General features: G+C 55.3%; 11 protein-coding genes. 4 read left to right on the forward strand and 7 right to left on the reverse strand.

Going from position 1 to position 12,932, the window contains the following annotated elements:
- Positions 1-116: 116 nt before the first annotated feature.
- From ABSG47_RS17405 to tnpA, 4 genes are all read right to left on the reverse strand, one after another.
- Entirely contained in the window at positions 117-356 is a 240-nt protein-coding gene (locus tag ABSG47_RS17405; protein ID WP_424170972.1) for a hypothetical protein, read from the reverse strand.
- Between the two features lie 26 nt (positions 357-382).
- Positions 383-1,924 (reverse strand): IS66 family transposase, encoded by a 1,542-nt coding sequence (gene tnpC, locus ABSG47_RS17410; RefSeq protein WP_424170973.1) that lies wholly within the window; start codon positions 1,922-1,924, stop codon positions 383-385.
- Positions 1,925-2,011: 87 nt separating this feature from the next.
- Positions 2,012-2,353 (reverse strand): IS66 family insertion sequence element accessory protein TnpB, encoded by a 342-nt coding sequence (gene tnpB / locus ABSG47_RS17415; RefSeq protein ID WP_424170974.1) that lies wholly within the window; start codon positions 2,351-2,353, stop codon positions 2,012-2,014.
- Positions 2,350-2,754: an IS66-like element accessory protein TnpA gene (gene tnpA, locus ABSG47_RS17420; protein WP_424170975.1), complete on the reverse strand. Its 405-nt coding sequence runs from the start codon at positions 2,752-2,754 to the stop codon at positions 2,350-2,352. Before tnpA ends, tnpB begins: the two co-directional genes overlap by 4 nt.
- A 119-nt stretch (positions 2,755-2,873) precedes the next feature.
- On the opposite strand from tnpA, the gene ABSG47_RS17425 reads away from it, so the two are divergent.
- Together ABSG47_RS17425 and ABSG47_RS17430 are read left to right on the forward strand one after the other, a co-directional pair.
- On the forward strand, positions 2,874-4,487 hold the full coding sequence (locus ABSG47_RS17425; RefSeq protein ID WP_424170976.1) for a family 43 glycosylhydrolase: 1,614 nt from the start codon (positions 2,874-2,876) through the stop codon (positions 4,485-4,487).
- 46 nt (positions 4,488-4,533) lie between these two features.
- A complete protein-coding gene (locus ABSG47_RS17430; protein WP_424170977.1) occupies positions 4,534-5,679 on the forward strand; it encodes an MBG domain-containing protein in 1,146 nt (381 codons plus the stop codon).
- Between the two features lie 408 nt (positions 5,680-6,087).
- On the opposite strand, the gene ABSG47_RS17435 is transcribed toward ABSG47_RS17430, so the two are convergent.
- The 3 genes from ABSG47_RS17435 to ABSG47_RS17445 all read right to left on the reverse strand — a co-directional run bounded on the left by ABSG47_RS17435 (position 6,088) and on the right by ABSG47_RS17445 (position 9,334).
- Positions 6,088-7,608 carry a sulfatase-like hydrolase/transferase gene (locus ABSG47_RS17435; protein WP_424170978.1) on the reverse strand — a complete coding sequence of 507 codons (1,521 nt, stop codon included), beginning with the start codon at positions 7,606-7,608 and terminating at the stop codon, positions 6,088-6,090.
- The gene (locus ABSG47_RS17440; RefSeq protein WP_424170979.1) at positions 7,605-8,990 is read right to left on the reverse strand and encodes a class I SAM-dependent methyltransferase; all 1,386 of its coding nucleotides are present in this window, start codon (positions 8,988-8,990) and stop codon (positions 7,605-7,607) included. Before ABSG47_RS17440 ends, ABSG47_RS17435 begins: the two co-directional genes overlap by 4 nt.
- 89 nt (positions 8,991-9,079) lie before the next feature.
- Positions 9,080-9,334 carry a hypothetical protein gene (locus ABSG47_RS17445; RefSeq protein ID WP_424170980.1) on the reverse strand — a complete coding sequence of 85 codons (255 nt, stop codon included), beginning with the start codon at positions 9,332-9,334 and terminating at the stop codon, positions 9,080-9,082.
- A 399-nt stretch (positions 9,335-9,733) separates the two neighbouring features.
- Here ABSG47_RS17445 and ABSG47_RS17450 point away from each other — a divergent pair, with 399 nt between their 5' ends.
- Positions 9,734-10,756 (forward strand): UbiA family prenyltransferase, encoded by a 1,023-nt coding sequence (locus ABSG47_RS17450; RefSeq protein WP_424170981.1) that lies wholly within the window; start codon positions 9,734-9,736, stop codon positions 10,754-10,756.
- Positions 10,757-10,933: 177 nt separating this feature from the next.
- On the forward strand, positions 10,934-12,469 hold the full coding sequence (locus tag ABSG47_RS17455) for a hypothetical protein (protein ID WP_424170982.1): 1,536 nt from the start codon (positions 10,934-10,936) through the stop codon (positions 12,467-12,469).
- The last annotated feature ends 463 nt before the right edge of the window (positions 12,470-12,932 follow it).

Raw genomic sequence — 12,932 nt, forward strand, 5'->3', positions numbered from 1 at the left:
GTAAGCGTGGAAGATTGGCCGTCTGGACAGGGTCGGATGGTTATGGGGTGCTGAGTGACCGGTTGTGTCCACGTATTTCGGAGATGGACACAACTGGTTGTGTGGATGCGAGCAGCTTATCGAGGGGGATTGATTTCGTCGGTGAAGACGTCGTCTTCGAGTGCCTTGGCGATGGCTTGATCGAGGCGGGTCAGCAGCTGGGCCAGAGTCTCGCCCTCGCGGCGCACCAGCATCGCCAGGGAGTTGTGCTCGTCGGCGGCCACGGCGACGCAGCCGATAGGGTACATTTGTCCGAGCGTGATTTCGCCATAGTCGATGAACTCGGCGATGTGCGGCAGGGACAGGAGGTCGACCATGGGGTTGCTATCGACTGGCCGCTTCTCTATGCGGCGGCCTGGTTTGCGAGTGACAGGCTTGGGGCGACGTTCCACGGCAGCAACTCCTCGATGCGAGATATGGGATGATCGGCGATGCGGCCGAACACGTGGCGCAGATAGGCTTCCGGGTCGAGGCCGTTGAGCTTGGCGCTGCCGATCAGACTGTAGAAGACGGCGGCCCGCTCTCCTCCGGCGTCGGACCCGGCAAAGAGGTAGTTGCGGCGGCCCACGGCGACCGCACGCAGCGCTCTCTCGGCGGCTGAATTATCCAGTTCAATGCGGCCGTCGTCGAGGTAGCGCACCAGCGCGTTCCAGCGGGCGAGCGCATAGTGGATAGCCGCCGCCGTCTCGGACTTGCGCGGCAGCTTCGACAGAGATGTTTCCAGCCAGTTGCGCATGGACTCGATCTGTGGCCGGGCACGTGCGTTGCGGACTTCGCGCCGCACGTCGGGTGGTCGTCCTCGGATCTCCTTCTCGATCGCATAGAGAGGGGCGATGCGTTCAACCGCCTCGGTGGCAATCGGCGACTGATGCGCCTCCATCAGGTCATAAAACTTGCGCCGGATATGCGCCATGCATGGGGCTTCCTGAATCAAGCCATCTTCGTAAAGCTTGTTAAAGCCGGAGTAGGCGTCGGCCTGGAGGATGCCACGGAAGCTTGCCAGATGCCGCTGCGGATGTTCTCCTTTACGATCCGGCGAGTAAGTGAACCACACTGCGGGAGGCGCGATGTCGCCCGCTGGGCGACTGTCGCGCACGTACGTCCAGAAGCGTCCCGTCTTCGTCCTGCCGTTGCCGGGAGCGAGCACCGGAAGCGGCGTGTCGTCGCCATGCAGCTTGTCCGTGTTCATCACGTAGCGGCGCAGCACCTCGACCAACGGCTCCAGCAGGTGGCTGGCCTCTCCAACCCACTTGGCCAGAGTCGAGCGGTCCAGATCGACGCCTTCGCGGGCATACATCTGCGACTGACGGTACAAGGGCAAATGATCCGCGAACTTCGCAGTGAGAACGTGAGCCAGCAGTCCCGGACCGGCAAGGCCGCGATCGACAGGCCGGGTGGGCGCGGGCGCCTGCACCACGCATGCACAGCGTGCGCAGCTCAGCTTCGGGCGAACGTGACGGAGGACCACAAAGCTGGCGGGAATATACTCCAGCATCTCCGAAACGTCTTCGCCCAGCTTCTTCAGTGTGCCACCGCACTCCGGACAGTCCTTGTGTTCGGGCAGATGGGTGTGAACTTCGCGCCGCAGATGCCCGGGCAGGGGACGGCGCTTCCCGGCAGCGGATGGTACAGCCTTCGGGGTTGGAGTACTCACCGGCTCCTGTACAGGTTCGACGCGACTGGCTTCGATGACTTCGAGCTGGAGTTCGAACTGCTCAATCTGCCGGTCGACCTTCTCCGACCTGCGTCCGAACTGCATGCGCCGCAGCTTCGCAATGATCAGCTTCAGATGTTCGATCACTGCATGCTGGTCTGCAATCATCACCTTCATCGCCGCAGGGCCCAGTGCATCCAGATCCGGCAGCGCTCGAGGTGCGTCAACCATGGCGGAAGTATGCCACAATCTGTAACTATTTTGGTATGAAAAGAGCGATAACTGCGAGCATAAGTTGCCTTGCCGGATAACTGGTGTTCAGACCGCCATCGGAGGAGAGAAACTACGAGCAGGACGTCTCCAATCGATGCCCTCACACAACATGGAGAGCTGAGCCCGCGTCAACGATACCGTGCCCTCGGTGGCCTGCGGCCATACGAAGCGGCCACGGTCCAGTCTCTTCTGGAACAGACAAAGACCATCGCCATCGTGCCACAAAAGTTTTACCAGGTCGCCTCTGCGCCCGCGAAAGATAAAGACCTGCCCGCTGAGAGGGTTCTGCTCAAGTACAGTCTGCACCATCCCACTGAGCCCGGTGAAGCCACGGCGCATGTCGGTCACTCCCGCCACGATCCAGATGTAAGTGTTCGCCGGGATCATCCGCGCAGACTCTCCAGCACCGCACGCACCACCGCTGTATCGGCATGGCCTTCCACGCTGACCAGCGCCCGCCCCGGAAACTCGATATGAATCGCGCCCGCTGAGGACTCGGCATGCGTTGCCTCCTGTGCTCGCTCTTCCGCGGGTTGGTTAGCGACCGTGACAGGCAACAGTCGCACACCGCCGACTCCCGCCTCGCTGGACGCGGTTCCCAGAAGCCCCGCCTGATAGAGCTTGCGCCACTGAAACAACTGGTTGGCGTTCACTGCATGCCGCCGCGCCATAATCGCCACCGATGTCTCCGAAGCGAGCGTCTCCTCTACAATCTGCCGCTTCTCCTCCAACGTCCGGTAACGCCGCTTGCCTGGGCCGCGCGAAACAAGCTCAACTGTGGTCTCCATGAACTCTCCCCCGTGATCGCGACGTTGCATCGCCCCACAAGAAGAGCTTGTCTAACCCCGATCATCCTGTCCAGACGGCCAATCTTCCACGCTTACAACAACAAGAAAGGATATCGAAGATGAGTTCTGGAACGGGTCAGTTTACGAGGGCGGCTTGTGGTGTTCTGATGGGGATTGTTCTCGTCATGGTTGGCAATCTACACGGTCAAAAGCTTGTTACGCCAGGTTATCTATTCAATAGCGATCCGACATGTCGCGAACTTAACGGCAAGTTCTATCTCTTCACAACGCAAGATCCCTTTACGGTACAGGCAGAGCGCACAAACACATTTTTCAAAGGCATGTTCGCCTTCCATGCACTGAGTACTACTGATTTCGATCATTGGACCGATCATGGCTCTATTCTGACTAGCCGCGACGTCACTTGGGATGCAGGCAGTGCGTTATGGGATGGTGATGCCGGAATCCCGGCAAATGGACAATTCTATTCATACGCACCATACCGAATAAACTCTGCTTCTGAACAGAACTATGGGATCTTCGATATTGGTGTATTGACCGCTGACAATCCATTGGGTCCATACAAAGACGCTTTGGGTGGTCCGATGACAATCCCGGACGGGCATCCGCTTGAGGGACTTAGCCCTTGGGTTGTGTACGACGACGACCATGTCCCATACTTACTCTGGGGTGCTGGAGATACTTCAAAGAATTGGGTCAAAATGGCTCGCTTGGCTCCGGATATGACCCATCTCGCCGAATCACCACGCGATATCGTCGTTCCTAAGGAAGACGCCTGCGGGAGGCTAGATTATTTCGAGAGTCCCATCATCTTCGAGATTGGAAAGAAGTGGTATTTCACCTATGTGGCACTCAAGGATGACAAAGGGCCTGGATGTGAGCCAGGAGGCTCTTATATCGACTACACGGTTGCTGACAGCATGTTTGGTCCCTTCAACGGACCGATTCACCATCTAATACACCCCGCCGGCGATGGAAACGATTCGATACAACAAGGAGTGTGCTCCTATAAAGGAAAGCTCTTTATTGCATATCATGTCCCCTATGACAACGGGAAGTTGCCTGGAACGAAGATAGCTGCCTCCGAGATCACAGATGCAACCATAGACCACCATCGTCAGGTCGCTGTGACTGCTCTCGCCGTGTTGCCAGATGGGACTCTTCAGCCTATCTATCCGAGTCACGACCAAGGAGTAGGAACTCCGGGCGTCAGCATTCTAACGCTCGATGCATTTGCACCACGCCGAGAGGCAATCGAGTTTCATGTGCGGATGAATGCCTGGGATGAAGCAGGAGTCAATGGAGAGTACCAAATGATGATGGGGGATGGAGGTTATCTCCAGTACAACGATGTCGATTTTGGTGAGGGGGCAAAGAGCTTTCACGTCGAAATAAGTTCTGATAATCCAATGATGCGAAATGGCGCGCTGGAGATACATCTTGACAATCCGGCAGGTAAGTTGGTGGGCAAAATTACGGTTGAGAGTACTGGTGGGCGAACGAATTATCGGACTTTGACATCTGATGTGACATCGGAGGCGAGGGGGATCCACAATCTGTGCCTCGTCGCTAGAGGTAGCGCCGCGCCGACAGAACAGCGACTCTTCAACATCACATCATTTGGGTTCACAAGGAATGAATCTCTGCAGAACCTAGCAGGAAAACTTGGCCTTCAGCGCCGGCTTCAGCTAGTATTCTTGCCTTGCGCCTAGAGATGGCATTGAAAGTGCTCATCATTTCAGGAACGGTTGGCTGGTTATGCAGGGGACGCTTGCGGCGTCCAACTACAACTTCACCTTCGTCAATGGCGTCATAACGATCGTGGCGGGAACTGCGCAAACTATTACCTTTGCTCCGATCCCAGCCCTGACCTATGGCATAGGTCCGATTGCCCTCAAGGCAAGCTCGACATCGGGTCTCCCCGTGACCTTTACTGTCGCCGGTTCGGATACCTTGACCGGCTCGATCCTGAACATTAACACCGTTGGAGCTCTGACGGTAATAGCCAGTCAGCCGGGCCAGGGCATTTATTCTGCCGCCCCGCCTGTATCGCAGACGATTATGGTGGCGCCTGCGGTCCTGACTGTTGCTGCAAACAACGCGACTCGTACCACCAATGTGGCCAATCCAACCTTTACTACTACGATCACGGGCTTCGTCAATGGAGATCCACCCTCTGTCGTCGGCGGATCTCCGGTACTTGCGACCACGGCTATTCGGGGTTCACCAGTTGGCACCTATCCCATCACCATCAGTCAGGGAGTCATGAGCGCGGTGAATTACACCTTCGCATTGATGCCTGGGACCCTGACCGTTACCGGCGGCGGACCTGCCCCCGATTACACGATTACCGCCAACCCTCAGGTTCTCACCATTCTTCCTGGACAAACCAGCCAGACGACGCTTACCTTGACTCCGATCGATTATTTCGAGGGAACCGTATCGTTAAGCTGCGGTACCTTGCCGTCAAACATGAGCTGCATCTTCACTCCTGCCGCGTTCAATGTGGACGGAACCGGTACACCTACAACCGTTACGCTTACCGTGAATACCAATGGGAGCACTCAGCTTGTTGGAGCGCTTACCAGAGGCAACGGCAACCATTTACTGCAGGCGTCTATCTTCTGGCTTCCGGGAGGATTGACTTGTTTGCTGATTGCCTTCAACCGTCGCAAGCTGGCGAAGCATACACGCATCCGCCAGTGGATGATGCTGTTAATACTGCTTTGCGGTGTTATCGGCAGCATGACAGCTTGCGGCGGGAGCGGCTCACTGACCAATTCCCCGTATACGGCGCCTGGCACATCGACCGTCACCATCACAGGCGTGGGAACGTCCACCAATCTCACCAGCAGTGATTCGCACTCCGTCAATCTTACCGTGACGGTCGCGGGACCGCAGTAATCGGCCAAGGCTCTTTTATGACGATAGAGAGCTTTTTCAAAGCACGGAGATCGCTGGGCGCTGAGCCAACCGTGTTCCCCTGGTGCCCCATTTTTGCGGATATTTCCTCAGGGCGTCATGCTTGTGTACCTCTGCGTGACGCCTTCTTTTCGGTATGTAAATTTCGGGAACGAGTTCCGCCGCCAACCGCTGCACGCAGTGGAAATTTTAAAGAAGTTGAACGAGGCTGGCGTGAAGCGCCGCCCGGTTTGTGTCAGCATGGCTTCGAGAGTCCTGGAGCTGATGACGGTGCGGAAGATGTCGAGCATGGTCACGTAACACAGCTCAAATCGGCGCAGTCCTTCCAATAGAGGGCATGACAAGAGAGCAGAAGGCCGGTATGAACGTGATCCGGGAATCTGAGCGCTGTTAGTGGAAGTCAGTCCGATCAGCGACAGTGGCGGCCAACCTGACGAAGTTTGCAACTGCGTCATGAACGTGCATGACCGAGGTTGTTTTCGTGATGGTCGCTGCGCTTTTCTGTCCGGCTGAGTGGATCAGTAGAACCGGGCGCGAGTCCCATTGACCTCCCTGCGAGATGCGCTCATCCTCTGCGCTCCACCCCGGCAGCGGCCTCCACATCTGGGTGCGCCAGGAGTGATCGCCCTGCACGATGAGCGTTGTCGCGGCCCATCGCGGTTGCGCTTCGAGGAGATCGAGAATCTTTCCGAGAAGTCTATCCGAGTAGTCGAGCGAATCCAGATACGACCCGCCGACAGCAAATTTCTTGCTTCGCCGATCCCAGAATGCAGGAGGATGCGGCGTGGGAAGGTGCAAATAGATGACATCCGCCTGGCTGGTTGAGATCGTATCCAGCGCTCTCTGGCTTAAATCCTGAACGGATGCAATGTGGCCCTCCGCATTCCATTCAGCCTGGTCAGCCCATGCACGACCTGGCCACACCGCCTGCTCGGCCATAATGCGCAATGGTATCCAGGCATTTTCGGCAAGGCTTGCGCTGAGCATCGTCGGGCCGCGATCCTGCGCATCGTTGTTGCTCCAATAGCAATCCGTCGCAGTACCGGCAAACACCGGGCAATATGCGATATACCACCCAACGATAGAGGTCGTAAGGCCGTGCTGCTCTGCCATGCCGAAGAGGGAAGCGTTGGCGTCGAAGGCATGCCACTGCGGATTGTTTTCCGTTTGCACCAGGTAACGGTTATCAGCGGTGTACTCAACATCTGTTACGGCGCGCCCGAGCTGCAGGCTCGGTATGACGCGGGTAGTTCGGTACGCAATCGGCGTCATATCCGTGAAAAGTGTGCTCTCATTGCGCAGCCGATCGAAGTTAGGCAGTGAAAGTGATGGATCGCGCATTTCAAAGACAGGTTTGTAGGCAAGTTCGTCAAAGATTATCCAGACAAGGCGCGGTTTGCTGGGTGGTTGCGCTGGAATCGCGGCTGCATAGGATTGAGGGCCGGGACGCCACAGCGTAACCTGGACCAACTGCCACGTCACCACCAGCGCAAAGATGGCGAAGCCGGTCAGCAGGCTGCTTCCGGAGTTACGTAACAACAGGGCAATGCGCGGTGTTTTCAAGATGAGGAGTATGAGAATTGCAGGCCACAAAAGGCTGAGGGTAATGATCACCGAATTTGGAATATCGAATGGAAAGACGTTCAGGTTGCGAAGGAATAGGGCCACCGGAAGCAGAGCCATCAGCGTCCACCGTATTTTGGGCCACACGGGCAAACGACGAAGACAGGCCGTTAAACCGGCAAAGATTACGGCCACAATCACTAAGTCTGCCAGGTGAGCGAGAGCAATTTTCGTCAAAGGCGATGGGAAGCGCATCCGCGCATCTCCGGCCGACGATGTCAGATCAATATAGTTTGGTAAAAGCAGGATGGCTGCAAAACCCCATGCCTGCGCAATCCGTTTCATCATGCAGGACCCGCTTCAAGGGGAGATGCTTCGCCGGCTTTGCGCTCGAAGAGGAGGACAACCCGTTGGTTGCCAAGCTCCGTTCGGTCAAGAACGCGAAAGAACGGAGAGAATGCGTTCAAAAGATCGCTCTCGGAAAGGCTCCCATATAACTCATCGCGCCCGCGCAACCACTCCTGATACATCGGGTCTGATGGCGGCACCCACTCAAGAACGAGCCATCGGTGAGTCAGGCTGGCGCAAAGCTCGCCGATATGCGTAAGCGGCAACTGCTCGCGCAAGATGAGATGATGAATCACTGCCAGCATCAGCACCAGATCGAATTTTCCCGTCAGGCGCTCCAGCAGCGAAAGCTGCTCTCGATTTTTCCATCCCGCTGCAGGAGTGGGACGCGCAATGTTGGCCACAAGGGCAGTGATCTGTTGCTTTTGCTGAGTGGCTGCTCGCCATAGCATTTCAATCGCTGCTTCATCGCTATCGATCGCTACGACCTCCGCGCCGGATTTAGATGCCAGCAGAGAATAGGTCCCTGTATTCGCCCCTATATCGAGCACATGCGCAGGGCTGCATCGCTCGAGCACGCTCCTGACAAATTCCTGCTTGCTGCTTATATCCGCGGCCTGATAGTGATTGGCCGATCGCGTGTACTCGCTCCATTGGCTTTCGCTGCCGGCTTCAGCAACGTGGCGTATCTGCTTGCCAAGCCTGTCGATGCGCTTATGCAGAATATGCTTTGCAAGCTCAGGGTCCGTATCCTTAAACGGTCTCCGCGCTTCTTGCCGCTTGCCGCTTGAACGCTCAAAGAGCGCAGCCAGCGTGATCACATCGAATAAATCAGGAGTGAGGCATCGCCACCTGGGCAGTGCTTTATAAAGCATTGCCGGCTCATAGCCGTCACGAGAAAAGAGTGTAGCCTGCAAAGGCCATTTCAGGAATTTTGCCGCCACTAACGGTAACAGAAATGTGCGAACAAATTGTCCGTAAGCCAGCCATACGCTCGATTTCGGATTTCGCCGCTCGAACGACAGCACGTCCACAAAAATTGGACGCGGGCCGGCAAAAAGAACATTCAATGGTGTAGCATCCTTCAACACCCAGCCTGCATCGATTGCCTGCTTTGCAATGCGCAGAGTCAATTCGGCAGCCGCTCGCCATTGTGCTACCGTCCACTCCCATGGATACGAGATCGGGTCGATACGCGGATGCTTGAGCCATAGCTCATTGGAAATCTTTTGAGGGTCCGCGGCTGAATCGTCTACTTTGCTCGGAATCAGGTCGCCGCTAAGCTCCAGACTCGCACATAGGGGAGATGCAAGAAATGCCAGCGTGTCTTCCACGGCAGCAGGATGGACGTGCCGCAACGCATGATGCTGAGTCAGAAGCAATTGCCCTGCTGGATCACGAAAGGTTAGCTCAAGTTCGCCTTGTTCGTATGAGCCGGGAGAAATTTGTTGGGGCAAATTGATCCTGTGACTCACGAAAGCGGCGAACCATCCCTCTCCGTCGCAACTGAATTTTCTTTGCTCTGGCTCTTTGCCGATCCCCGATGCAGAATCGAATAAATCTTCCGCCGCAGGTACCATCCGACCGCAATCAGGGCTGAGCCCGCGGCTTGAATTGCCAGTAGCCCTGTGCCCGGGTCCGTGTACGCGTAGGCGGGACGTTCAAAAAGCAGAGTTGCACCTACGAGGACAAGCACGAGAGGGATGAGTAATAGTAGTCTTTTCATGATCCCTCGTAATTATTCCCTTCTAAAACCTTTAAGAAGCTGGGTTGAAGCCCACAGCTTGTCTGCTTAATAGACGAAATGCAAACCACCAGAGTTGACGCTATCTTATATTTTCTTGACCCGTGTCTTTCTGCCCTACCCCTGCCCTGGGCAATTGCCAGGCGATTTGCAATTCTCTCAAAAAATGCTGATGGTTTGTATCCATGGGGCGGTATTATTACGTCCTTAATATGTAGTAGTAAGTAAACTGATTTCCGGAGCTCATTGGATCTCATGTAAGGGAATTTGGCAGGTATCCAGAACGAGCAATCCTGCTTGCTGGTTTCGCCACACTTTTCATGACACAAAGAAGCTCGAGTAATTTTCATCTTTAACTGGCTGTACAGCTTAGAGAATTGCATGGGCCTCACAACGATCGCCACACCAACGGGTATTTTTCGGGCACGCTTTGCGGCTCATCTAGCACTGTTTCGCCTTGATCACTCAGTGAAACAGATTTTTATTGTGCCGGGCATTGTGATTGCCATGAGCATTACGCAGGAACATGCCAGTGCTGCCCTGCTCATACGAAGCATGCTTGGCCTGTTCGCTGCGGTCGCCATTGCAAGCAGCAATTACGTACTCAATGAACTGCTGGACGCGCCTTTCGATCGACTACATCCTGTCAAATGCCTGCGTCCCGCCGCCATACGCAGTGTCAATGTGCCACTCGCCTACGCGCAGTGGTTTGTATGTGGCATGGTTGGCTTAGCCTTGGCTTACGCCGTTTCCATCTCCTTATTTTTCAGCGTGTTAAGCCTTTGGATCATGGGACTCCTCTATAATATCCCGCCCATCCGGACCAAGGATATTCCGTACCTTGATGTTCTGTCGGAGTCTATCAATAATCCGATCCGATTCTGCATAGGCTGGTATATCGTTACCGCAACGGCAATCCCGCCGCTATCCCTGCTCGTTGCTTACTGGGCGCTCGGAGCATACTTCATGGATCTCAAGCGGTTCAGTGAATATCGCCAGATTGGCAGCGAATCGGTCATACGCTATCGCCCATCCTTCAGTGCTTATAGCGAACAGTCGCTGCTTGCCTGGGCCATTTTCTATGCTGCTACTGCAATGCTTTTTTTTGGCGCCTTCATCATGCGGTACCGCATCGAAATGGTTTTCGCCTTTCCATTTATCGCGCTTCTCATGGCGGTCTATTTCAATCTTTCATTCAAGCCGGATAGTCCTGTGCAGAACCCCGAAAAGCTATACCGTGAGCCCCTCGTCATGGGGTTACTAATAGTCTGCTGTGCCGTTTTGTGCGTAACGTCCTTTGTCAATATGCCCTGGCTCGCGCGCATGTTTCCTGAATCTGGATCTCACGGCCAGAGGCCTGCCCAAACTCTAATCTCCATTCAACGCCCCGGACGCACATGCTGAAGCGGCCAGCCGGGGATCAATTGTCTCAATTGTCCTGAGACACATGCCTCAGCAGAGTTTCTGCCGTGGACAGTAATAGAAATGCTGTGCGGCACTGCCGTTGCGGCAATAGACGAGTATGATTCTAGGAAAGTGGGATGCTGCAGCGCGGGTTTGGGCCCGTAAGTTCAAGCACGAATGCCAATTACGAATCAAAGATCTATCTGCATTGGCGCGAACCAGCCTCTGCCGGTTTTGCGCCTTGGGCTGCTCACCGTAGTTGCAGTTGCCATTCACGGCTACCACTTCGGCGTGGAAGACGGCGAGATTTACATCCCGGCTGCGAAGAAATTCCTGAATGCCAGCCTCTATCCCTACGCTACGGAGTTCTTTCTTTCGCACGAGCGTCTATCCATCTTCGGGTTTGTTTTGGCCTGGACCGCGCGCCTGCTGCACCTTTCGATGGACTGGACAGTTTTTCTCTGGTACATAGCAACTACCTTCTTTCTGCTGGTTTCGTGTTGGCTACTTGCAGCGAAGGCCTTTGCTGCGCAGCGTGCCCGTTGGTCTGCCGTCATGGTCGTAACTGCTTTACTCACCATGCCGGCTGCCAATACTGGTCTTCTGCTGATGGACCCGTACCTGACAGCCCGTTCTTTCTCCACTCCACTTACACTTGCCACGCTCACGTGTCTTGTTTCGCGCCGATACGGCCTGGCATGCTTCACCACTCTACTGACTGCTTTGTTTCATCCGCAGATGGCGGCGTATCTCGCCTTCCTCGCGGTTGTTCTCTGGTTTGCGGAGCTGTATGCGCCGGTGCGGCAGCGCCAGACAGCGCCTGTAATCTCTTGCATTGCCGCCTTCCCGATTAGTTTTCACCTTGCACCAGCGCAGGAGCCCTATCGCGAAGCTCTCTATGCGCGCGACTTCTTCTTTCTTTCAAACTGGACCTGGTATCACTGGCTCGGCTTGCTGGCTCCGCTCGTCATTTTGGCATGGTTTGCAAAGGGCAAGCTGCAGGGTACAACACAGGTCTTCCAGCGGCTTAGCCTTGCGCTCATCCCGTTTGGAGTCATCTCAATTCTGGCTGCGGCAGTAATCTCCAGTTCGCACTCGCTTGACGGCTTTGCCCGCTTGCAGCCGCTGCGCAGCTTTCATCTCATCACACTGATCTTTATGCTCTTCCTGGGGGGCATTTTCGGGGAGTACGTGGCAAAAACACGTCCCTGGGCGGTTGCCGCAGCCTGCATTCCATTGGCTGTGGGTATGTTCGTCGTCAATGGAGCGACCTATCCCAACAGCCCGCACATTGAAGCGCCCTGGTCAAAGACCAGTCCCAATGTCTGGGTGAATACACTGCTTTGGATACGCACCAACACGCCAACTGACGCCGTCTTTGCTGTGGATTCACGTTATTTCAAGGACGAAGGCATTGATGTGCATGGCTTTCGCGCTATCAGCGAACGCTCCACCTTGGCCGATTATTTCAAAGACAGCGGTGTTGTAGCCATTTTTCCGAATCTGGCTCCCGAGTGGAAACAGATGAGCAGCGCGACTTATGGCCTGAACCATTTTCGCGCAGAAGATTTCACTCGGTTGTCCACGCAATACCCGGTGACATGGACCATCATCCACGGTTCGGCGCCAGATGAAATGACTTGCCCCTATCAACGGGATGGCTATGCTGTCTGCATAATTATTCCCGGCAGAGTACAGCCGGTCAGCAAGTAGTTGCGTAATGGACTGCGGAGAGACCAGGCAGACTGCACGCAACTTCCGGACGTTGGCCACGATCGCATCATGTCGAGTTATGCTGCTGCTCACTGATCCAGATCGAGTGAGTTACCGCCTCTATCGCGACGCGTACGTGGGGAACATCTGTAAGCCACTTCTCCGTCCCGGTTGAGAGTGCAGTAATGGCTCCAAACATCGGCAAGGTCGATGCCAATCGTCATCCTTTTCTGCCCGATCTTTTGCACCGGTTGCTGTCAGTGTTGCGCGGCTGGTTGAAGTTCTGTACCAATGTCAGGGTTAGTGATCGACCTGTTAAAGGGCCCGAAAAAACAGTGCCACTTAGATCATTTTCACAGTTATTGTGGCTTTCCGAATCGAAGTCTGAACCAAGCCTGGGCATTGTGGTCGGTGATCTGAGGAAGTAGCGTTTCGATGGCTTGGTCGAGGGCTATGACGGAGC

The organism is Occallatibacter sp., from assembly GCF_049510455.1.
Classification (GTDB): domain Bacteria; phylum Acidobacteriota; class Terriglobia; order Terriglobales; family Acidobacteriaceae; genus Telmatobacter.